Source organism: Pseudomonas sp. WS 5503 (genome assembly GCF_012985385.1).
Taxonomy (GTDB): domain Bacteria; phylum Pseudomonadota; class Gammaproteobacteria; order Pseudomonadales; family Pseudomonadaceae; genus Aquipseudomonas; species Aquipseudomonas paracarnis.
On record NZ_JAAQWI010000007.1, the window covers coordinates 64,365 to 86,151 of the forward strand.

Below are 21,787 nucleotides of genomic sequence, written 5' to 3' on the forward strand. Positions count from 1 at the left end.
TTCCGCCAGACATGGCAGTGGTAGAACATCCCTGGCGTCGATACCCACTCATTTGGAGCCTGTCATGACCCAGCCTGCGATCAAACTCTATGGTTTCCCCCTGTCCGGCCATTCCCACCGGGTCGAACTGATGTTGTCCCTGCTGGGGCTGGCGAGTGAATTTATCCTGGTGGACCTCAAGCAAGGTGCGCATAAAACGCCTGAGTTCCTCACCACCCTGAACAGCTTTGGCCAGGTGCCGGTGATTGATGACGGCGGCACGGTACTGGCCGACTCCAATGCGATCCTGATTTATCTGGCAAGCACCTATGGCCGGGGCGAATGGCTGCCGAGCGACCCTGTCGGGCAAGCCCGGGTGCAGCGTTGGCTCTCGGCCGCCGCCGGCCCACTCCATGCTGGGCCTGCCACGGCGCGCTTGGCCACGGTGTTTGGCGCCGAGGTGGACACTGTCAGTGCAATCAACCGTGCCCATGCCTTGCTGAGCGTGATGGAACAGCAACTGAACCAGAGCCGTTTCCTCGCCAGTGAGCAGCCCAGCATTGCCGATATCGCTTTCTACACCTACGTGGCCCATGCGCCGGAAGGCAATGTGTCCCTGGCCGACTACCCTGAGGTACGCGCCTGGCTCGCCAGCATCGAAGCACTGCCGGGTTTTGTCGGCATGCCGCGCACGGCTGTCGGTTTGCAATCGAGTTGAAGCCCAACACCTGTGGCGAGGGAGCTTGCTCCCGCTGGGCTGCGCAGCAGCCCCAACAAGGCTGCCGTATTTATTCAGCCAAACCGCGCTGGCAGCTTTCAGGGCCGCTGCGCGCCCCAGCGGGAGCAAGCTCCCTCGCCACAGGGACACATAATCAGAAGGCGTAAAGATGGATCGATTTCATGAAATGCAGGTGTTCCTGGCCGTGGCCGAGGAGGAGGGCTTCGCTGCTGCCGCCCGGCGCCTGAACACGTCGCCGCCCAGCGTGACCCGCGCCATTGCCGCCATGGAACAACGCATCGGCACGCAGTTGCTGGCGCGCACCACCCGCAGCCTGCACTTGACCGAAGCCGGCCAGCGTTACCTGGACGATTGCCGACGCATCCTTGCCGAGCTGGACGAAGCCGAGGAAGCGGCGGCGGGCAGCTACTCCATCCCGGGCGGCCAGTTGACGGTGACCGCACCGGTACTGTTTGGCGAGCTGTATGTGGCGCCGGTACTGGGGGATTATCTGGACCGTTTTCCGTTGGTGAGTATCAACGCCTTGCTGGTCGATAGGGTGGTCAATATGACCGACGAAGGTGTTGACGTGGCGGTGCGTATCGGCCACCTGCAGCAATCCGGGCAGCAAGCGATCAAGGTCGGCGAAGTACGCCGGGTGGTGTGCGCATCGCCGGCTTATCTTGACCAACACGGGCGCCCCCAGCGCCCCGAGCAGTTGCGTGAGGCCAAGCTCGTCACCTCATCGTCCAGCCAACTGGTCAGTGAGTGGACATTCGTTGACGCCGGCCAGCCGCTGAAGGTACCCATCGAGCCACGCCTGGTTGTCACCGCCAACAATGCCGCGATCAAGCTGGCCCGCCTGGGGTGGGGCATGACGCGGGTGCTGTCTTATCAAGTCGCGGCAGCGGTGGCGGCGGGGGAACTGGAACTGGTACTGGAGGATTTCGAACCGGCGCCGCTGCCGATCCACGTGGTGTTCCAGCAAAACGGCCGAGTACCGGCCAAGGTCAATACGTTTGTGGATTTCCTCAGCCATCGCCTCGGGCAGGACCCGGCCCTGAACGCCGCGACCAAGCAGCGTGCCTGATGGAGCGTTATCGCGATATGCAGCTGTTTGCCGCGCTGGCCGGGCAACCCAGCCTGGCGTCGGCGGCACGTCATGCGCAGGTTTCCGGGCCGACGCTGGTACGTGCAGTTGCGCGCCTGGAGGCACGCCTGCGCGTGGTGTTGCTGCAACGTAGTACACGCGGTGTCAACCTGACCTATGCAGGCCAGGCTTACCTTGCCGACTGCGTGCGCCTGCTGGCAGCGGTGGACGCGGCCGAGGCCTCGGCCAACGGTTTGCATGTGCAGGCCCAGGGCGACCTGCGGATATTTCTGCCGTTACTGTTCAGCCGCTATGTCATGGCGCCGCTGTTGGCCGGTTATGCGGATCGCTACCCAGCGGTGCGTGTCATCGCGCATTACCACGACTATTTCCCTAACCTGCACGTAGAAGGGCTGGACGTGGCGGTGCTGGTCGGCGAATTGCCCAACTCGTCACTCATTGCGCGGCAAGTCGGGCAGGTGCGCACTGTCGTATGTGCCAGCCCCGCTTACTTGGCGACCCGGGGCGAACCCCGGCATCCGGCTGAACTCAAGCAGCATCATCTGATTGCCAGCGCCGACCCGGTGCACTGGGATTTCCCGCATTACACCCTCAAGGCTCGCGCCCGGCTGCGTTGCGCCACTGTCCAAGGCGCGATCAATGCAGCGGTGCAGGGGGCGGGCGTGATTCGAGCCTTGAGTTACCCACTGCACGAACACCTGGCGAGCGGCCAGTTGCAGCGCCTGTTGCCTACCTTCGAGTTGCCGCCGCAGCCGGTGCATGTGGTCTACCGCGAAGGCCGTCATGCGTCGATGCGCGTGCGCAGCTTTGTCGACTACTGCGTCACCGCGTTGCGCGAGCATCCGGCGTTTCAGTTGGCGTAATAGTGGATTGCCCTGGGTGGGCATTCTCTCCATTACGGCCTGGGCGCAGCATGCTCGTATCTAACCGGAGGTGAGCGCCATGCACTCGATTGAAGCAACCCCTTGGCATGTCGGCGAACGACACATGCAGGAAAGTGCCGGCGTCTCTGAACGCATGGCCATGATCGGGCCCAAGGTCATTCGTGATCATTTGCCTGAGCAGCACCGCGATTTTTATCCGCTGCTGCCGTACTTGATCGCGGGTGTGGTGGACGAACAAGGCATCCCCTGGGCAACGATGCTGGAAGGCGCTCCAGGGTTTGCGCATTCACCGGACCCACACACGCTGCAGATCGACAGCCTGCCCGCCAAAAGCGATCCCGCCTGGACTGGGATAACGGATGGCGCGGCGATCGGCCTGCTGGGCATCGACCTCAACACCCGCCGCCGCAATCGCATGAATGGCCGGATCGGATCGCTTGAGGATGAGGGCTTTGCGGTGGACGTAGTGCACACCTTCGGCAATTGCCCCAAGTACATCCAACTGCGGCCCGTCGCTGGCATTGCACGCAAACCCGGCAACCTGGCCGAGCGCAGCTGCCGCCTGGACGACGCCGCACAAGCACTGATCCGCCACGCCGACACCTTCTTCGTCGCCAGCTACATCGACCAGCACGGCGAACGCTCGGTGGACGTCTCCCACCGAGGCGGCAATACGGGATTTGTGCGCGTGGAAGGCAACGTACTGACTATCCCGGATTTTGCCGGCAACCTGTTCTTCAACACCCTCGGCAACCTGCACGCCAACCCGGTGGCGGGGTTGTTGTTTGTTGATTTTGAGACCGGCGACGTGCTGCAAGTGGCCGGGCGTACTTCGTTGATCCTGAGCGGGCCGCAAGTGGCTGAGTTCGAAGGCGCGCAGCGCCTGTGGACGGTAACGGTGGAACATGTGGTCCGCCGCCCGGCAGCATTGGCGTTGCGGTGGCAATTCGCGGAGTTTTCGCCGCACAGCCTGGCGATGGGTACTTGGTAGCCTGGCGCACTCTCCCAGGCGCAGCCTATCCAGTGTGGGAGCTGTCGAGCCCCAGCGAGGCTGCGATGGCGGCGGCACGGTCAACCTATTCGTTGCCTGACCCACCGCTATCGCGGCCTCGCTAAAGCTCGACGGCTCCCACAGGGAACTGTCATTGCCTGTGGGGTTTGCGCGTTTTCATCAGGCCACCGGGCATTCTCGGTTCAGCGCTTCATCTACCTTGTGTAAGAGCGGTCCGATAACCACGCCAGTTCGGGTACGCTGAATACCCCATGTAGGAGCGAATGTGGCGCAGGCTTTTCGCAGCCGGTGAATAGGCTCAGTACCGAACTATCACCGATTTAAGCTCGGTGTAATCCTCAATAAACGCACCACCAAACTCCCGCCCTAACCCCGAAGACCGGCTACCACCAAACGGTACTGCCGGGTCGAGCAAGGTGTGCATGTTCACCCACAGAGTCCCCGCCTTGATGGCCGGGATCATGCGCAGGGCCTTGCCCAGGTCGTTGGTCCATAGGCTGGCACTCAACCCGTAGGGCCCGTGGTTCATCAGCGCCAGCAGTTCGTCTTCGTCGTCGTAGGGCAGGAAGGTGGCGATGGGGCCGAAGGTTTCTTCGTTGAGCAGGGGGTCGTGCAGGTGGTTGGCAAGGATTACGGTGGGTTCGACGTAGCAGCCGGGGCGGTCGATAAGGTGGCCGCCGTAGATGATCGTGTTGTTTTCGGCGCGGGCCTGGTTGAAGTAGCCGAGCAGTTTTTGCTGGTGCTGCTGATGGGTCACCGGGCCGAATTCGGTGCGTTCGTCCAGGGGCGAGCCGATGTTCAGGCGGCTCAGGCGCGCGGTGAGTTTTTCCAGCACGGCGTCGATTTGTGAGCGGTGCACGAAGAAGCGCTCGGCCGCCGCGCAGATCTGCCCGGAGTGCAAGAAACCGGCTTCGATGATGCCGCCCACAGCCTTGTCTACATCCATATCCGGCAGGAAGCCGGCGGCGTTCTTGCCACCCAGTTCCAGGGTCGCGCGGGTCAGCCCGGCGCCCATGGCACTGCGGCCTACTGCAATACCGGTGGGTACTGAACCGGTGAAGGACACCTTGTGCGTGCCGGGGTGTTCCACCAGCCCCTTGCCGACATGGCCGCCGCCGGTCAGCACGTTGAGCACCCCCGCCGGCAAGCCGGCGTCGATGGCCAGTTCGGCGATGCGCAACAGGGTCAGCGGCGTGAATTCGCTGGGCTTGATGATGATGCTGCAGCCGGTCACCAGCGCCGAGGCCAGCTTCCAGATGGCGATCATGGTCGAGAAATTCCACGGCACAATGCCCACCACCACGCCCACCGGTTCGCGCAAGGTGAAGGCGGTGTAACGCTCGCCATTGAACGAAGGCAGGGAGGGCGTGAGGGTCTGGCCGCTGAGCTTGGTGGCCCAGCCTGCGTAGTAGCGCAGGAAGTGCGCGGCCTGGTCGACCTCAAAGGCGCGGGAAATCTGGATGATCTTGCCTGACTGGCAGGTTTCGATCTGCGCGAGTTCTTCGCGGTGCTGTTCCAGCAGGTCGGCCAGTTTCAGCAGCACGTTGCCACGGATGGCGGGCGCAGCCTGGGACCACAGCTGAAAACCACGGTTGGCAGAAGCGACCGCAGCGTCGATATCCGCCAGGTCAGCATCGGCCACGTCGGCGATCACCTGGCCGGTGGCGGGGTTGGTCACGCTCAGGCGTGCGTCGGTGTGGCTGTGCACACTGGCGCCGTCGATAAACAGCCCATGGCGGCGACGCAAAAAGGCTTCCACTTGAGGCAGCAACGGGATATCGCTCATGGCAGGTTCCTGGCAGTTCACAAAGAAACCCCGAGGTTAACCAACGCACTGATAAGCGGCTTGACTGTGCCTGCCAGCTTTTATGTCTGTGCCTGCCGTGCTTGTGAAAAGTACAAGCTTGCCTGCCGAACGTGCATTTCCCGCCTGCACGACCCGTTTGATACTGGCCCTGCATCCCGCGCCGTTCCACGATTCGGAGCGCCTGCCGGACTTCCAATAATAAGCAGGGCCGTCCATGAAAAAGCCAAACCCGCTCCTCGAAGACCTCAAGCCTCTTCTGCCTGCCATTGCCGCGAACGCCAGCCGTGCCGAACAGCTGCGCCAAGTGCCGGATGAGAATATCGCGCTGCTCAAAAGCATCGGCCTGCACCGCGCCTTCCAGCCCAAGGCATTCGGTGGCCTGGAACTGTCGCTGCCCGAATTCGCCGACTGCATCGCCTTGCTCGCCGGCAGTTGCGCCAGCACCGCCTGGGCCATGAGTTTGTTGTGTACCCATAGCCATCAACTGGCGCTGTTCTCGGCGCAGTTGCAGGAGGAGATCTGGGGCGCCAACCCGGATGCCACGGCCAGCAGCAGTATTGCGCCGTTCGGTCGGGTGACCGAGGGCGAGGGCGGCGTGTACTTCAGTGGCGAGATGGGCTGGAGCAGCGGCTGTGACCATGGCGAGTGGGCGATTGTCGGCTGCCGTCGCCAGAATACCGAAGGGACCCAGGATTACTGCTTTGCCGTGCTGCCGCGCAGTGACTATCAGATCCGCGATGACTGGTTCGCGGCCGGTATGAAAGGCAGCGGCACCAAGACCCTGATCATCGACAACGCCTGGGTGCCTGAGCACCGGATCCAGAAGGCCAAGGACATGATGGAGGGCAAGTCTGCAGGCTTTGGTCTCTACCCAGACAGCCAGATTTTCTACGCGCCGTACCGGCCGTATTTCGCCAGTGGTTTTTCCACCGTCAGCCTCGGCGTGGCCGAGCGCATGCTGGAGGTGTTCCGCGAAAAAACCAAAAACCGTGTGCGCGCCTATACCGGTGCCGCCGTCGGCGCAGCGACCCCGGCGCTGATGCGCCTGGCCGAGTCCACCCACCAGGTGGCCGCTGCTCGGGCGTTTTTGGAGAAGACCTGGCAAGACCACGCCGAACACAGCGCCGCCCACCGCTACCCAGCGCGAGAAACCCTGGCGTTCTGGCGCACCAACCAGGCTTACGCCACCAAGATGTGCATCGAAGCGGTAGACCGGCTGTTCGCCGCCGCCGGTGGCAATGCCTGGTTCGAACACAACGAAATGCAGCGCCTGTTCCGCGATGCTCACATGACGGGCGCGCATGCCTACACCGACTATGACGTGTGCGCGCAGATCCTTGGCCGTGAGCTGATGGGCCTGGAACCCGACCCGAGCATGGTGTAGCTGCGTTTTCCCTACAACAATCAGGGCGGCCCATAGAGGCCACCCGGGAGTCTTGCATGTCCGACGTATTCGACCCACGAGCCTTTCGTCGCGCCTTGGGCAATTTTGCCACTGGCGTGACCGTGGTCACCGCCGCCACCGCCTCCGGGCGCAAGGTGGGCGTGACGGCCAACAGTTTCAACTCGGTATCCCTCGACCCGCCGCTGGTGCTGTGGAGCATTGACAAGCGCTCCAACAGCCATGCCGTGTTCGAGGAGGCCAGCCACTTTGCCGTGAATGTCTTGGCGGCGGACCAGGTGCACCTGTCGAACAATTTTGCCCGCCCCCGTGAAGACCGCTTCGCCCTGGTCGAGTACGAGCCGGGGGAGGGTGGCTCGCCGGTATTCGCCGATTGCTCGGCGCGTTTTCACTGCGAGAAATACCAGCAGGTGGACGGCGGCGACCATTGGATCATGATCGGCAAGGTGGTGGCCTTCGATGATTTTGGCCGTGCGCCGCTGCTCTATCATCAGGGCGCCTATGCCGAGGTCCGGGCGCTGCCTCCCAGCGCGCCCGAGGCGGTTTAGAACGGCACGGCGACCACCAGTTGGCTGTAGACATTGGTGCCGTTGCCGCCGACCTGATTGCCACCGGTATCGGCTGATTTATCGGGTTTGTACAGGCCCAGCAGCGGCGTGATGATCAGGTGCTCGTTGACGGCCCATTCGGCATACAGGTCCAGTTCGCGGCCATCCAGGTTCAATTGGCCGCGCGTACTGACGGTGTTGTAGTCGAAGAACAACGCCCCCAGGGTGACGTTCTCCAGTGGTTTGACCTTGAGTGCCACGTGCTGCACGGCGGTATTACTGTTGAAGGGGCCGGAATAGTTGCCCGCCACTTCGCCCTGCACCCAGGTGCCGTAGCCACGGTTGAAGCCTGAGAACATGCTGTCCCAGTTCTTCGAATAACGGGCGTAGCGGTAGGTCAGGTCCGGGGACCACGGCAGGTTGGCGAAGGTGTAGCCGGCTTCGGCGTAACCGGCATTTTCCTGGCCATCGCGACGGCTTTGGCGCGCCAGTTCGAAGGCGAAGTGCGCGTTGTCGATATCGGCATTGCCGGTGCCGCGCAGGCTGTAGAGGTTCATGCCTTTGCGCTGGCGCTGCAGGTCGGTGGCGAAGCGCTCATCCACATCGATGCCGTGAATGTAGGTCAGCCCCAGGGTGCCCGGCGCGGCACTGTATTCCAGGGTGCCGGCGGCCATTTCGGTGAGGGCTTGGGCGCGGTTGTCGGACTTGATCCACATCAGGCTGCCGTGCACACCGTCCTTGCCGCCCAGGCGAATCACCGCCGTCTTATCGAAGGCATGGCGTGCGGCGATGTAGTAGGCGCCGCCGCGATTGAACTCGCCGTCGCCGACGCCATTGCCCAGGTTGGGGCCGTCGTCGTTAAGGATAAAACCGTCGCCGAGCATGATGATCTGGCGACCGAACGACAGGTCCAGGCCGTCCTTGCCCAGCGCCGGTAACAACTCGCCAGACCGCCAGCCGGCGAAGGCTTCGTCAAACTTGGTGGTGCGCTCGGTGCCGTTGGTCAATCCGGCCGCATCGCCGTCGCCCCAGGTACCGGAACTCACCAGGTTGGCCGTGCCATACACACCGCCCAGGTTGCCCAGGCGCTGTTCGACGCTCAGACCGTACTTGATGAACGCCTCACGCCAAGTGGAGCCGCCGCTGCGCCCATCGTAGTTCTTCGGGCTGTTGAACATACCGTACACGGCGAGGAAGTTGCCGGTGACCTGGGTGTCGGCGTCCGCATACAACTCGATGGCCTGCGCCTGGCCCACCAACAGTGCCACGCCCAGGCCGACCGTCTGGCGCAGGCAGCGGTTTTTCAGTGTGTGCTCCATTGTTATTGCCCCCATCTTGGTTAAGAGTGAGGGCGCATTAGGGCGAGCGATGTGAGGCCAAGTCTTTTCCCTGCGTGCCAGACAATTGACTCTGGCCGCCAGGCAGCAGGCCTTGGCAGGCAGCAACAAAACCGGCGGCAGACAGGGGCAAGACGATCAACGGGAGTGGGGCGCAGAGTGCCGACACATTAAAAAAAACCGCTTCGAGGACCCCTCCATGTCGATCAACGACCGACTCACCGCACACCTCAACCGGGGTACGGTAGGTTTTCCCACTGCGTTGGCCAGCACCATCGGCCTGATCATGGCCAGCCCGGTGATTCTCACCGCCACCATGGGCTTTGGCATCGGTGGCAGCGCGTTTGCCCTGGCGATGCTGATCGCCGTGGTGATGATGCTGGCCCAGGCGACGACTTTCGCCGAGGCCGCCTCGATGCTGCCCACCACCGGCTCGGTGTACGACTACATCAACTGCGGCATGGGCCGGTTCTTTGCGATCACCGGGACCTTGTCGGCCTACCTGATCGTGCATGTGTTCGCCGGCACCGCCGAAACCATCCTCGCCGGCGTCATGGCTCTGGTGAACTTCGAACACCTCAACACCCTGGCAGAGTCGGCCGGCGGCTCGTGGTTGCTGGGCGTCGGTTTCGTACTGGTGTTCGGCGTGCTGAACGCCTTTGGCGTCAGCGCATTTGGCCGCGCCGAGATCATCCTGACCTTCGGCATGTGGACCACCCTGATGGTGTTCGGCGTACTGGGCCTGGTCGCCGCGCCGGCGGTGCAATTGGAGGGCTGGTTCGGTGAGTCGCTGGTGGGCACCGACCTGGTCACCGTGCTGTCGCTGGTGGGCATGGCGATGTTCATGTTCGTGGGTTGCGAGTTCGTCACCCCGCTGGCGCCGGACCTGCGCCAATCGGCCAAGGTGATGCCACGGGCGATGATGCTCGGGCTGATGGGCGTGGCGACGTGCATGTTCATCTATGGCGCGGCGATGAAGCGCCAGGTGGAAAACGTCGTGCTCGACGCCGCGTCCGGCGTGCACCTGCTGGACACACCCATGGCCATCCCCCGATTTGCCGAACAGGTAATGGGGCAGATCGGCCCGTTGTGGCTGGGTATCGGCTTTCTGTTCGCTGGCGCTGCGACCATCAATACCCTGATGGCCGGCGTGCCGCGCATCCTCTATGGCATGGCGGTGGATGGCGCCTTGCCCAAGGTGTTCACCTACCTGCACCCGCGTTTCAAGACGCCGCTGTTGTGCATCCTGGTGGCCATGTTGATTCCGTGCCTGCATGCGCTGTACCTGGGCGGCAACACCGACAACATCATGCACCTGGTGCTGGCGGCGGTATGCGCGTGGAGTTTCGCTTACCTGTTGGTGACGCTGTCGGTGGTGATCCTGCGCATTCGGCGTCCGGACTTGCCTCGGGCCTATCGCTCGCCGTGGTTCCCGCTGCCGCAGATCGTCTCCAGCATCGGCATCCTGCTGGGCATGTGGTTCATCACTCCGCCAGGCATGAACCCGGCTGACATCTACGTGCCGTTTGGCGTGATGCTCGGCGTGACGGCCACCTATGCGCTGTTCTGGACCCTGGTGGTGCAGAAGGTCAACCCCTTCAAGCCCGCCTGTGTGGAAGAGGTGTTGGCCAAGGAATTCAATCACGAACCGGGGCAATCCCATGAGGGTTATGGCAACCTTGCGGCAAAAACTGTTTGAGCTGTTTCGTGCTGACCGCGCACCCAGCGGGTATCGGCCGGGGGTGACCCTGGCCCACCTGCGGCGTGACCTGGGCCTGGCAAGCCTTGAAGTGGGCGGTGTGGCCTTCGAGATTGTCGAGCGCACCGAGTCGCAGGTGTTGATGCACCTGGTGCTGACCGAATGTGTCCTGCGCGTTCCTGCGGCAGCGGGTGGCGCTGGCAGCTTCGAGGTGCACCATGGCGGCGCGATCCGGCGTAGCGGTATTCATGTGCGGCGCCGCGCTGGCAACCAGGCACTGGGCCGTGAGTTGCAGGCGCGTTTGCAGGCTGACAGCGTGTTGTTCCACGCGTTGATGCCGCTGGATTTCAAGCGCCTGCGCATCGAGCTGCAAGACCAGCAATGGTGCGTGCGCCTGGAGCATATGGGCGGCAGCGAAGTGGTCAACCGCATGCCGGCGTTCCGGCGCTACATTGGGTTGAGCACCGAGCAACGCGGGTATCTCTTGGTCGTACTGGCCGGATTGCAGCGGGTATTGTCGGACCTCTGATTGGCACCATTAGTGCTTCTGCAAAGGGCAAACAGGTTGTTGTTGCGTGCATATAGATAACATGTTAACTATTGCGCCAGAACAACAAGAATAACGCCACTGCGGAGACACCCCATGAGCATCCCACAGCATGCACCCGACGGGCTCGACAGCTGGAACCGTGAACTGCGCGACGCGTGCGGCCACTTCGATACCGAGCTGGCTTTCAACCGTTCGCTGTTTATCGGCGAGATCCATAACCTGCCGCGTGGCTTGGCCATCCTGCGCACCAATGCCGGGCTGATCAAGCGCCCGACGCACCACGCCGACCATGACAACGACCAGGAATGTTTTCTGGTCAGCCAGCGCAGCGGCTATTCGCAAATCACCCAAAATGAGCAGACCGTGCAACTGGCGCCTGGCGAGATGCTGTTGATGGACTCGGTGGGCTCCATCGAAATCACCCCCTTCGGCCTGATCGAACACGCCTCGCTGTCCCTGTCGCGCAACGCGGTATGCAAGCACCTGGGCGGTCAGGCACGGGCCTTCGGCAAGATCTCCTCGACCAAGGCCTGTGGGCGCATGCTGCATGTGCTGATGGACCAACTGTGCAAGGACGATACCGACGAAGACGCCACGCAAGTGGAAGCGCTGCAAGCGGCCTTCGTCTCGCTGTTGGGGTCGGCGTTGGAGCAGGGCGACGAGTGCCGCGAGGGCGTTGCTGCGTTGCACGGCAATAACCTGCGCAGCTATGTACAAAAAGTCATCGATGAGTCGCTGAGCCAGCCAGGCCTGAGCCCGATCGGCCTGGCCAACCGCCTGAATATCTCGGTACGGCACCTGTACCGCTTGTTCGAGGAACAGGACGACAGCGTCTGCCGCTACATCCAGCGCGCACGGCTCAAGCGCAGTGCGGACGACTTGACCAACCCCTTCCTGCGCAGCGAGTCGATCACCTCGATTGCCTACAAGTGGGGTTTTACCGACTCGGCGCACTTCAGCCGCTCGTTCAAGAAGCAGTTCGAAGTATCGCCCAAGGATTTTCGTTCCAGCCGGTTGCAGGCGGTGCAAGCGTGATCGTTCCCACGCTCCGCGTGGGAACGCCGCCCCGGCCGCTCCGCGTCCCGCGCCAGAAGTCGTGACGCGGAGCGTCACAGGATGCATTCCCACGCAGAGCGTGGGAACGATCGGCAAACCGCCCTCATCAAAGCGGCGTTCCCAGAGACCGAAGGATTTTCGTTCCAGCCGGTTGCAGGCGGTGCAAGCGTGATCGTTCCCACGCTCCGCGTGGGAACGCCGCCCCGGACGCTCCGCGTCCCGCGCCAGAAGTCGTGACGCGGAGCGTCACAGGATGCATTCCCACGCAGAGCGTGGGAACGATCGGGTTTCAGATTTCGGGCAGCGTCGCGCCACCATCCACCACCAGCGTCTGCCCGGTGATATAGCCCGCCAGGTCAGAGGCCAGAAACACCATCGCCCCGGCAATATCCGCCGCCGCGCCCAGGCGCCCCAGCGGCACACGGCGGGCGATGCTGTCGTTCACGGCCGCATCGCCCAGGTTGCCCATCGCCGGCGTGGCGATCATGCCGGGCTCCACGCCGTTGACCCGCACATTCAACGGCGCCAGCTCCAGCGCGGCATTGCGGATAAACCCATTCACCCCGGCCTTGGACGCCGCATAGTGGCTCAGCCCCGGATAACCGACCCGGTTGCCGGTGACCGAAGACGTCACCAGCACGCAGCCCCGGCCTTGTTCGCGAAACATCGGCAACGCCGCCTGGGTCAGCCAGAACAGCGCCGACAGGTTCACCGCCAGGGTGCGCTCCAGGATCGTTGGGGTAATGTCGGCAAAGGCGGTCAGCGGAAAATACCCGGCGTTGTGCACCAGCACATCCAGTTGCGCCAAGCCTTGGACGCAGGCGAACACCGCTTCGGCATCCGCCAGGTCAACGCCAACGGCGTCAACGTGATACCCCTGCGCGCATAACCCGGCAGCCAGGGCTTCAGCCTGTTCAACCCTACGGTCGGCAATCACCACCCGCGCACCGCGTTGGGCAAAGGCTTGGACGATGCCCAGGCCAATGCCCTGGGCGCCGCCGGTGACCAGCACGACCTGGCCGCTGAAATCCAGGTCATTCGTCATGGGCAGGCTCCAGGTGCGTAAACGCCAGCGTCGGCACGTCGACGATGCTGGAGCCACCGTCCGCCACCAACGTGGCGCCGGTAATGATCGAGGCGTCATCGCTGGCCAGGAAGCGGCACACCTTGGCGATCTCGTCGGCACGGGCGGCGCGCCGCAGCGGGACATCGGCACACACCCGTGTATAGGCCTGCTGCAAGGTTTCGCCGTACGCCTCCATCAACGGCTGCATCTCCGCGTCGGCCATCGGCGTGTGCACCCAGCCTGGGCACACCGCGTTCACCCGCACGCCATGGGGCCCATAATCACGGGCCAGCGAGCGGTTGAGCCCGAGCAGCGCATGCTTGGCAGTGGTGTAGCCACACACCTCGGGGCCTGCCGCCAATGAGGCGATGGAGCCAATCAGCACCATGTTCCCGGCGCTTTCCTGCAACAGCGGCAGGCAGGCGCGAGCGCTGTAAAACGCACTGTCGAGGTTGCTGCGCAGCGCGCCTTCCCAGGTGGCCGGGCTGGTCTGGGTCGCGCTGCCCAGCCCGTGACCACCGGCACAGGCCAGCAGCACATCGAGGCGCCCGAAGTGGCTGCGGATTTGTTGGATGAAGCCGTCCCAGGTGTCCGGGCAGGCGGCATCGCCCACCAGGATCAGCCCGCCGGTGTCCAGCGCCACCTGTTCCAGTGGCTCACGACGCCGACCGATCAGCACCAGATGCGCGCCTTCCTGTGCGTACAAGCGTGCGCAGGCAGCGCCGATGCCGGTGCCGGCCCCGGTGATCACCACCGTGCGCGGCTCAGTCACGGGGGTACTCCGTGCGGTTGAGCACCTGGCAATAGGAACTGATCGGGAAGTTCGACAGCGCGTCGAAGGACGCCCCGGCATAGCCGAAGATCTTGCCGTCGCTGCGATGCTGTTGCAGGTCGATCAGCACCAGGCCGAGGGTCGGTACGATCTTCTCCTGCCAGACGAACAGGTACAGCTGTTCGGCGATCTTGTAGTAATGGCAGCGGTCGGTGTCGCACAGGCCTTTCTCCACGCCCTCAAGGCATTGCCAGGCGTAGAATTGCGGGTTGAGGTAGATGTGCTCGTAGACCTCGCTGGGGCTGTAGCGGTAGTGGTTGCGCAGGCCGACCAACTCATTGGTGGGGGCGTGCAGGCAGTGGCCGTTCTGCCACGGCCGGTCGAGGCTGCCGTGGAGGAAGTCAACCTGTACCGAGGTCAGCGGTTTGCCGGCCAGGGCGCGGTGGTAGAGGCCTTCGTGGGTCTCCGCTGATTCCGGCATACGGCCAATCACCGCGGTAAACGAGGCCGTTGGCGTGTCCAGCACCAGGCTGATCGACCAGCTTTGCCCCGCCTCGTGCTTGATAAAGTCCACCAGGTACAGGCCCGGGCGAATGGAGCTGGCGCGGTAGGCGGCGCTGCCGCTGGAGTGGCCATCGGCGGCGTGCCAGGCCAGGCGCTCCTGTTCGAAGCGGTGTTCGATCTGCCAGCCATTGGCAAAGTGCAGGGTGAAGGTCTGGCCGGCCAGGTCGGCCAGGTTCGGCAGGATGAAGGCCTCGGGTGCAAACCCCTCAGCCAGGGCGCCCACGGTGATCCAGTCAGATGAATTCGACATGGCAATGCCTCCCTTACACGACGGCGAAGTAGTGTTTGACGAAACTCTCGCTGACCACTTCCCACAGCACCGGCGTGCCCTTGGTCACGAACCAGCTGTCACCGGCCTTGTAGCGGGTGGTTTGGCCGGTGGACTCGTCGGTCAGCACCACTTCGCCGGTCACTACCGTGGCTTGCTCGGCGAAGGGGTAGACCATGCGGAACTTGCCCTGGGTCGTGCCGAAGTACGCACTGCTGACCGCATCGGTGGGCGCGCCAAAGGTCATCTTGCCGAAGGCGCGTACTTCGCCTTCGAGGATTTGCGAGCCGAGGTCGGCCACGGTGCCCCAGGCGTCGAGTTCCGACAGCTGGACGTTGTGTTTGAGGGTGGTAAGTGTCATGGCAGATGCTCCGATAAGTACGAGATTTTTGTAGGAACGAGCTTGCTCGCGAAAAACTCACAGGCGCCGCGTTCATTCAGCAAGCACGCGTTATCGTTGAAGTTTTTCGCGGGCAAGCCCGCTCCTACAGGGGGTTAGCGGCGACCGTTCCAGTAGCCGGAAAGTTGGTGCCAGGATTTGCCCGCCGTCAGCAGCAGCGGGCGAATCGCGTCCTTGCCGATGATGGTGGGGCGGTGAATCGAGCTGACCAGGTCATAGCGCGCCGAGCCTTCGCTCATGCCTTCGGCCAGCACCTTGCAGATGATGTGGCTGGGCGTGACGCCAAAGCCGGAATAGCCCTGCACGAAAAACGCGTTGCTGCGCCCCGGCAAGGTGCCCACCTGCGGGAACAGGTTCGGGCTGCATGCCATCGGGCCGCCCCAGGCCAAGTCGATTTTCACGTCCTTGAGGTAGGGGAAAATCTTCAGCATGAGGTTGCGGTTCCAGGCTTTGAGGTCGCCGGGAATGTGCTCCACCAAAGGCGTGGCGGCGCCGAACAGCAGGCGGTTCTCGTTGGTGACGCGGTAGTAGTCGATCACTGGGCGGATGTCGCTATAGGCTCCACGGATCGGGCTGATGCGCTGGATCAACTCCTCGGACAACGGCTCGGTCATCATCTGGAACGCGTAGGTGTTGATGGTCGAGCGGTGCAGTTCTGGCTCCAGCTTGTTGAGGAAGCTGTCACAGGCCCACAGCAACTTGCTGGCGCGTACCGAACCGCGACCGGTGCGCACGGTGATGCGCTCGCCGTAGCTGACGTCCAGGGCCGGGCTGTTCTCGAAGATCTTCACGCCATGGCTGGCCAGTGCGGTGGCTTCGCCCAGCAGCAGGTTCAGCGAGTGCACATGCCCGCCGCCCATGTGCAACAGGGCGCTGGTGTAGGCGGTGGAGCCGATGATCTGTTGTACGTCGGAGCCGCCGAGAAAGCGGATTTCGTGCTGGCTGTTGATCGACCTGAAGTCCTTCTCCCAGGCGCGCAGGGTTTTTTCCTGGCGGGCGTTGAAGCCCATGTAGCCGTAGCCGTGGCAAAAGTCCGCGTCGATGTTGTACTTGGCGATGCGGTTCTTGATGATGTCGGCGCCCAGGTCGCTGATCTCGAACACTTGGCGCAGTCCGTCTTCGCCCACGTCCTTCTTGATCTTCTCCAGGTCATGGCCGATGCCTGCCATGATCTGCCCACCGTTGCGACCCGTGCCGCCAAAGCCCAGGTAGCGCGCTTCAAGCACCACAATGTTGGTGATGCCTTTTTCCGCCAGCTCAAGGGCCGTGTTGATCCCGGAAAAGCCGCCGCCGATGACCACGACGTCTGCGTCGATATCCTGTTCCAGGGTGGGGAAGCTGAGGTTGTATTTCTTGGTGGCGGTGTAGTACGTGGGGGTTTCGATGTTGATCATGGCGCAGCCTGAAAAAGTGAAGGAAGGCGCTAAAGCGGATGCCTCCATTAGGGCCCCTGGCGGGCGGGAAGTCTTGATCCTGCGTGCCCGGGTTTTTGATTCAGCGCGCCACGGGCGAGGGCACCTACAAGTTATAGCGCGCTCGCCGGCCGGGAATGTTAGAGTTTCGTTAAACTATTAACTAAATACTTCGTGACCCTGAGCCCTATGTCCACACCTCGACAATCCCTGACCCTGGCCTTGCTGCAAGCGCGCGAGGCCGCGATGAGTTTTTTCCGTCCTTCCCTGAATGAACACGGCCTGACCGAACAGCAATGGCGCATCATCCGCATCCTTGAACAGCACGGTGAGTTGGAGATCTACCAACTGGCGGAGCTGGCCTGCATCCTCAAGCCAAGCATGACCGGCGTGCTGGTGCGCATGGAAGCGGCCGGCATGGTGCACCGGCGCAAGGCCGAACAGGACCAGCGCCGGGTGCTGATTACCCTGGCGGACAAGGGCAAGGCGAGTTTCGAGTCCATGAGCCAGTGCATGGAGGCCAACTACCAGCGTTTGCAGGATCAGTTTGGCGAAGAGAAATTCCAGATGCTGTTGGGGTTGCTGGATGACTTGAAGAACATCAAGCGCTGAACTAATGACTGAACCACCACCGGTCAACTGTGGGAGCTGGCTTGCCTGCGATAGCGCCGGGTCAGCTGGCTTATCTGTCGCTGATGCACCACCATCGCAGGCAAGCCAGCTCCCACATGGATTTCAGTAGACACCACCGGTATTGGCAGCCACCGGTACGTCTTTGAACTTCCCGGCCAGGCTTTGCAGCCCCCGCATCAACACCGTGGTATCCACCCCCACCGCCACGAACGTCGCTCCCAACTCGATATAGCGTCGTGCGAGATTTTCATCCGCACTGAGAATCCCTGCCGCCTTACCCGCCTTGACGATACGCACGATGGCGTCCTCAATCGCCGCCTGTACCTGCGGATGCCCCGGGTTACCCCGATGGCCCATGGACGCGCTCAAATCTGCCGGGCCGATAAACACCCCGTCCACGCCTTCGACGGCGGCGATGGCGTCCAGATTGGCCAGGCCTTCGGCATTCTCAATCTGCACCAGCAGGCACATCTGCGCGTCGGCCTGGTCGAGGTAATCGGCGATGGTGTTCCAGCGCGAGGCGCGGGCCAGGGCGCTGCCGACCCCGCGAATACCCTGGGGCGGGTAGCGCAGGGCGCGCACCAGTTCCCGGGCCTGGGCGGCGTTTTCGACCATGGGCACCAGCAGCGTCTGGGCGCCGATATCCAGCAGTTGTTTGATCAGCGCCGTGTCGCCGATCACCGGGCGAATCAACGCCTGGCTGGGGTAGGGCGCGATGGCCTGTAATTGCGCGAGCATGTCCCCCAGCTGGTTGGGCGCATGTTCGCCGTCGATCAGCAGCCAGTCGAAACCGGCGTTGGCGGCCAGTTCCGCGCAGTAGGCGTTGGCAAGGCCGAGCCACAGGCCGATCTGTACCTCGCGGTTGTGCAGGCGTTGCTTGAAGCGGTTGACAGGCATGTCCATGAAAGCACTCCTGGGTTCAGACGAAGCGGCAGGCAATCGAGCCGAGCAGGTCGTAGTCGACGTGGAAGGTATCGCCAGGGCGGGCCGCCACGGGGCGGGTAAACGAGCCGCCGAGAATCACCTGGCCGGGCAGCAGGGTGACGTCATAGGGCGCCAGCTTGTTGGCCAGCCACGCCACGCCTTTGGCCGGGTGGTTGAGCACCGCCGCCGACACCCCGGACTCTTCGATCACGCCATTGCGATACAACACCGCCGGCACCTTGCGCAGGTCGATCTCGGTGGGGCGCACGGCGCGGCCGCCGAGGACCACACCGGCGTTGGCGGCGTTGTCGGAGATGGTGTCGAACACCTTGCGGGTGGCGTTGGTATGCGGGTCGACCTGCTGGATGCGGGCGTCGATGATTTCCAGCGCCGGGATCACCCACTCGGTGGCGTCGAGCACATCGAACACCGTGCAGTTGGGGCCTTTGAGCGGCTTGCCGAGGATGAAAGCCAGTTCCACCTCCACCCGCGGCACGATGAAACGCTCGAAGGGAATGTCGCTGCCTTCGTCGAAAAACATGTCGTCGAGCAGGGCACCGTAATCGGGTTCGGTGATATTCGACGACACCTGCATGGCCCGTGATGTGAGGCCGATCTTGTGGCCCTTGAGCGTGCGCCCGTCCTTGATCTTCTGCGCGACCCATTCACGCTGGATGGCGTAGGCGTCGTCGATCGTCATATCGGGGTAGTCGAGGGAAAACTGGCGCACCTGTTCGCGGCTGCGTTCGGCGCGGTCCAGGTGGGCGGCGGCCGCAAGGATTTGCTGGGAGTCGAGCATGGCAACGGTCTCTAGTGTGGGTTGACGATGGCGGCCTGGGTGCGCAGCACCAGCAAGCCACCGAGGGCGATAAACAGCGCGAGTACGTACAGGGCCAGGCTGGCGCTCTGGGTGGCGTCGCGCATCCAGCCGATCAGGTAGGGCGCGAGGAACGCCGCGATGCTGCCGAACGAGCTGATCATGGCGATGCCCGCCGCCTGGGTGGTGTGGGAGAGAAACGCCGGTGGCAGTTGCCAGAACATCGGCAGCGCGGCACTGGCGCCCATGCCGGCGACCAACAGCCCGCCCATCACCAGCAGCGCATTGGCGGGCGCCAGGCCCGCCACGGCGATGCCGAGCGCCGCCATCAGCAATGGCACGCACAGGTGCCAGCGGCGCTCGCGGTGGCGGTCGGACGAGCGCCCACAGCCGAGCATAAAGAAGCAACCGGCCAGGTACGGCACGGCGCTGAGCAAGCCGACCTGGCTGTCGCGGCCGATGCCGGCGCCGTGGATCAGGGTGGGCATCCAGAACGCCAGGGTGTTGACCGCCAGCATCACCGCAAAGTACACGGCCACCAGCAGCCACACCTGCGGGTCACGCAGGATGCCGCCGAACGAGGTGATGGTCTTGCGCTGTTCCTCGTTGCTCAGTTGGGTGCGCAGTTGCTGTTTTTGCTCGGCAGTCAGCCAGTGCACCGACTCGAAACTGTCCGGCAACCACTTGAGCACCACCAGGCCCAGCAGCACCACGGGCGCGCCTTCGATCAGGAACATCCATTGCCAGCCGCGCAGGCTGCCGACGTCGTGGAAGTTCTCTAGGATCGCCCCGGAAATCGGCCCGCCCAGCACTCCGGCCATGGGCACCGCAATGGCAAACAAGGCAGTGACCTGGGCGCGACGACGCGCCGGGTACCAGCGGTTGAGGAATACCAGGATCCCCGGGAAAAACCCGGCCTCGGCCACACCCAGCAGAAAGCGCAGCACGTAGAACCCGCGCGCGCTCTCCACCCACAACATGCCGGTGGAGAGCAGACCCCACACCACCATCAGGCAGGCGATCCAGCGCCGTGGCCCGACACGGTCCAGGGCAATGTTGCTGGGCACGCCGAACAGTGCGTAGGCAATGAAGAACAGGCCGGCGCCGAAGCCATACACGGTGTCGCTGAAGTGCAGGTCGCTGCTCATCTGCATCTTGGCAAAGCCGATGTTGATGCGGTCCAGATGGGCGAACAGGTAACACACCAGCAACAAGGGCATCAGGCGCCAGGTCACCAAACGATGGGTGCGGTCGTGCTCGGCAAGCCGCAGGCTTGCAGTGGAATGGGCTGTGCTCATGGCGTTGTTCTTTTTGTTGTAGGAGCGAGCTTGCTCGCGAAAAACGTTAACGAAAACGCAGCGCTGTCGGTGATCCGCGGGGCCTGTGGGTTTTTCGCGAGCGAGCTCGCTCCTACAGGGGGGGCGGGGCCGTTTCAGCTTGCCGGGTTGTTCAGGAACGCATGCACATTGTTCTGCTTGAAGTTGAGCTGTGGGTGCAGCTCGATCATCTCGAACGACAGCGCCAACAACCGTTGCGCCTGCAGCTCGGCGAAGTGTGCGGTGATCACCGCGAACACCGCTTGGGCGACTGCTTCGCGCGTCGCCAGGTCGCGGCCATGGCCGACCTTGAGGGTCATGTGCACAAAGGCATAGTCGTGCTTGCCATCGGCCATGCGCCAGGTGTCCAGGCGCACGCCGCGACTGCGAATGCCGCCCAGCGGAAACACACCGCTGTCGCCCAGCACGCGGTGGACTTTTTCAAACAGGCCGGGCAAATCGGCCTGCTGTTCGAGGTTGTCGGTGTACTCAGCGATAAAGTGCGGCATGGTGTTCTCCCAGGGTTAAAGCGGGAAAATCGCGTTGATCTGGCCGGTGCCCGAACTGCCGAACGGCGGCGTGATGATCTCGGCCGGCTTGGCATAGTCGGGCCCACCCAGCAGGCCCAGGAGCATGGCGGTGTCGTGCATCTTGCCTTCGCCAAAGCAGTGATCGGCGTAGTCGGGCAACATGGCGCAGAACTCCCTGAAGCGACCTTGCTTCCACATTTCCACGACATGCAGGTCCACCTGCTTGTCGAATTCGCGGGTCCAGTTGTGGATATTCGCCTCAGCCTGGCGGTCGTCAGAGAACCGATGGGACAGCGAGCCGGACGCCAGCACCAGCACCTTGCGGTCGCTCTTTTCGATCGCCCGGCGCACGGCGGCGCCGAAGGCAAAGCTGTCTTCCAGGCGATGCCAGGCGCACCAGGCAGCGATGGAAATGACCTTGAATTTCTCTGCGTCGGGCACGCCCATATGCATGTAGCGCATGGGCACCAGGGTGCCGTATTCCAGCTCCAGGCTCGGGATGTTGTGGGCCATGCTGCGCACGCCAGCCAGGTTGGCTTCGGCGGCGATCAGCTCGCCCAGCTCTGGGCAACCGGGGTAGGCGTAGTCCATGTTCTTGATGAAGTGCGGCAGTTCGTTGCTGGTGTAGGTGCCCTGGAACTGCTCGCCGCAATTGACGTGGTAGCCGCTGTTGACCAGCCAGTGCACGTCGAACACCACCGCAGTGTCGGCCCCCAGTTCGCGGGCACGCTGGCCGATCTCCTTGTGCCCGGCAATCGCCGCTTCGCGACAGCCGTGATGTTTGCCGGGCAGTTCCGACAGGTACATCGACGGTACGTGGCAGATCTTCGCTGCCAGAACCACTTCGCCCATGATGACTCTCCTGAATAATTATTCTTTTGTAGGAGCGAGCTCGCTCGCGAAAAACGTCAACGATAACGCAGCGCTTCAGGTAGCCAGCGGTGCCTGTGGGTGCTTCGCGAGCAAGCTCGCTCCTACAGGC

At 63.1% G+C, this 21,787-nt stretch carries 21 protein-coding genes and 1 pseudogene; 10 read left to right on the plus strand and 12 right to left on the minus strand.

Features of this window, described 5'->3' with window-relative positions:
- Positions 1-64 precede the first annotated feature (64 nt).
- From HBO10_RS18315 to HBO10_RS18330, 4 genes are all read left to right on the plus strand, one after another.
- Entirely contained in the window at positions 65-697 is a 633-nt protein-coding gene (locus tag HBO10_RS18315) for a glutathione S-transferase (protein WP_034128205.1), read from the plus strand.
- A 169-nt stretch (positions 698-866) separates the two neighbouring features.
- Entirely contained in the window at positions 867-1,787 is a 921-nt protein-coding gene (locus HBO10_RS18320; RefSeq protein ID WP_034128204.1) for a LysR family transcriptional regulator, read from the plus strand.
- The gene (locus tag HBO10_RS18325; protein WP_169922048.1) at positions 1,787-2,671 is read left to right on the plus strand and encodes a LysR family transcriptional regulator; all 885 of its coding nucleotides are present in this window, start codon (positions 1,787-1,789) and stop codon (positions 2,669-2,671) included. The genes HBO10_RS18320 and HBO10_RS18325 overlap by 1 nt, the downstream gene beginning before the upstream one ends.
- A 79-nt stretch (positions 2,672-2,750) precedes the next feature.
- Positions 2,751-3,683: a pyridoxamine 5'-phosphate oxidase family protein gene (locus tag HBO10_RS18330; RefSeq protein WP_034128202.1), complete on the plus strand. Its 933-nt coding sequence runs from the start codon at positions 2,751-2,753 to the stop codon at positions 3,681-3,683.
- A 319-nt stretch (positions 3,684-4,002) separates the two neighbouring features.
- Here HBO10_RS18330 and HBO10_RS18335 read toward each other — a convergent pair whose 3' ends face one another.
- Positions 4,003-5,490, minus strand: coding sequence for an aldehyde dehydrogenase family protein (locus tag HBO10_RS18335; protein ID WP_034128201.1), 1,488 nt, complete (start codon positions 5,488-5,490; stop codon positions 4,003-4,005).
- A gap of 235 nt (positions 5,491-5,725) precedes the next feature.
- Between HBO10_RS18335 and HBO10_RS18340 the strand changes: the two genes are divergently transcribed.
- Together HBO10_RS18340 and HBO10_RS18345 are read left to right on the plus strand one after the other, a co-directional pair.
- Positions 5,726-6,895, plus strand: coding sequence for a p-hydroxyphenylacetate 3-hydroxylase oxygenase component (locus HBO10_RS18340; RefSeq protein WP_034128200.1), 1,170 nt, complete (start codon positions 5,726-5,728; stop codon positions 6,893-6,895).
- A gap of 56 nt (positions 6,896-6,951) precedes the next feature.
- Positions 6,952-7,419, plus strand: a pseudogene (locus tag HBO10_RS18345) (flavin reductase family protein); the annotation flags it as partial.
- Positions 7,420-7,457: 38 nt separating this feature from the next.
- Here HBO10_RS18345 and HBO10_RS18350 read toward each other — a convergent pair.
- Positions 7,458-8,780 (minus strand): hypothetical protein, encoded by a 1,323-nt coding sequence (locus tag HBO10_RS18350; protein WP_034128198.1) that lies wholly within the window; start codon positions 8,778-8,780, stop codon positions 7,458-7,460.
- A 217-nt stretch (positions 8,781-8,997) separates the two neighbouring features.
- Between HBO10_RS18350 and HBO10_RS18355 the strand changes: the two genes are divergently transcribed.
- The 3 genes from HBO10_RS18355 to feaR all read left to right on the plus strand — a co-directional run bounded on the left by HBO10_RS18355 (position 8,998) and on the right by feaR (position 12,082).
- Complete coding sequence (locus HBO10_RS18355) at positions 8,998-10,497, plus strand: APC family permease (RefSeq protein ID WP_034128197.1); 1,500 nt, start codon at positions 8,998-9,000, stop codon at positions 10,495-10,497.
- Positions 10,460-11,026: a DUF3156 family protein gene (locus HBO10_RS18360; RefSeq protein WP_034128196.1), complete on the plus strand. Its 567-nt coding sequence runs from the start codon at positions 10,460-10,462 to the stop codon at positions 11,024-11,026. The genes HBO10_RS18355 and HBO10_RS18360 overlap by 38 nt, the downstream gene beginning before the upstream one ends.
- Positions 11,027-11,140: 114 nt before the next feature.
- The gene (gene feaR / locus HBO10_RS18365; RefSeq protein WP_034128195.1) at positions 11,141-12,082 is read left to right on the plus strand and encodes a transcriptional regulator FeaR; all 942 of its coding nucleotides are present in this window, start codon (positions 11,141-11,143) and stop codon (positions 12,080-12,082) included.
- A 310-nt stretch (positions 12,083-12,392) separates the two neighbouring features.
- Here feaR and HBO10_RS18370 read toward each other — a convergent pair whose 3' ends face one another.
- The 5 genes from HBO10_RS18370 to HBO10_RS18390 form a co-directional block, all read right to left on the minus strand.
- Positions 12,393-13,148, minus strand: a complete 756-nt coding sequence (locus tag HBO10_RS18370; protein ID WP_034128194.1) for an SDR family oxidoreductase — start codon at positions 13,146-13,148, stop codon at positions 12,393-12,395.
- Entirely contained in the window at positions 13,138-13,941 is an 804-nt protein-coding gene (locus HBO10_RS18375) for an SDR family oxidoreductase (RefSeq protein ID WP_034128193.1), read from the minus strand. Before HBO10_RS18375 ends, HBO10_RS18370 begins: the two co-directional genes overlap by 11 nt.
- Positions 13,934-14,755 carry a molybdenum cofactor biosynthesis F family protein gene (locus HBO10_RS18380; protein WP_034128192.1) on the minus strand — a complete coding sequence of 274 codons (822 nt, stop codon included), beginning with the start codon at positions 14,753-14,755 and terminating at the stop codon, positions 13,934-13,936. The genes HBO10_RS18375 and HBO10_RS18380 overlap by 8 nt, the downstream gene beginning before the upstream one ends.
- Positions 14,756-14,768: 13 nt before the next feature.
- Entirely contained in the window at positions 14,769-15,134 is a 366-nt protein-coding gene (locus HBO10_RS18385; RefSeq protein ID WP_034128191.1) for a cupin domain-containing protein, read from the minus strand.
- A gap of 134 nt (positions 15,135-15,268) precedes the next feature.
- Positions 15,269-16,567, minus strand: a complete 1,299-nt coding sequence (locus HBO10_RS18390; RefSeq protein ID WP_034128190.1) for an FAD-binding oxidoreductase — start codon at positions 16,565-16,567, stop codon at positions 15,269-15,271.
- A 207-nt stretch (positions 16,568-16,774) separates the two neighbouring features.
- Here HBO10_RS18390 and hpaR point away from each other — a divergent pair, with 207 nt between their 5' ends.
- Positions 16,775-17,197 carry a homoprotocatechuate degradation operon regulator HpaR gene (gene hpaR, locus HBO10_RS18395; RefSeq protein WP_032896376.1) on the plus strand — a complete coding sequence of 141 codons (423 nt, stop codon included), beginning with the start codon at positions 16,775-16,777 and terminating at the stop codon, positions 17,195-17,197.
- Positions 17,198-17,320: 123 nt separating this feature from the next.
- Here the strand turns inward: hpaR and hpaI are convergent, their stop codons facing one another.
- From hpaI to hpaD, 5 genes are all read right to left on the minus strand, one after another.
- Complete coding sequence (gene hpaI / locus HBO10_RS18400; protein WP_034128189.1) at positions 17,321-18,121, minus strand: 4-hydroxy-2-oxoheptanedioate aldolase; 801 nt, start codon at positions 18,119-18,121, stop codon at positions 17,321-17,323.
- A 16-nt stretch (positions 18,122-18,137) separates the two neighbouring features.
- Positions 18,138-18,941 carry a 2-oxo-hept-4-ene-1,7-dioate hydratase gene (gene hpaH / locus HBO10_RS18405; RefSeq protein WP_014719076.1) on the minus strand — a complete coding sequence of 268 codons (804 nt, stop codon included), beginning with the start codon at positions 18,939-18,941 and terminating at the stop codon, positions 18,138-18,140.
- Between the two features lie 11 nt (positions 18,942-18,952).
- Positions 18,953-20,257 carry an MFS transporter gene (locus HBO10_RS18410; RefSeq protein WP_034128188.1) on the minus strand — a complete coding sequence of 435 codons (1,305 nt, stop codon included), beginning with the start codon at positions 20,255-20,257 and terminating at the stop codon, positions 18,953-18,955.
- Between the two features lie 134 nt (positions 20,258-20,391).
- Entirely contained in the window at positions 20,392-20,784 is a 393-nt protein-coding gene (locus HBO10_RS18415; protein ID WP_034128187.1) for a 5-carboxymethyl-2-hydroxymuconate Delta-isomerase, read from the minus strand.
- Positions 20,785-20,799: 15 nt separating this feature from the next.
- Positions 20,800-21,657, minus strand: a complete 858-nt coding sequence (gene hpaD, locus HBO10_RS18420) for a 3,4-dihydroxyphenylacetate 2,3-dioxygenase (RefSeq protein WP_034128186.1) — start codon at positions 21,655-21,657, stop codon at positions 20,800-20,802.
- Between the last annotated feature and the right edge of the window lie 130 nt (positions 21,658-21,787).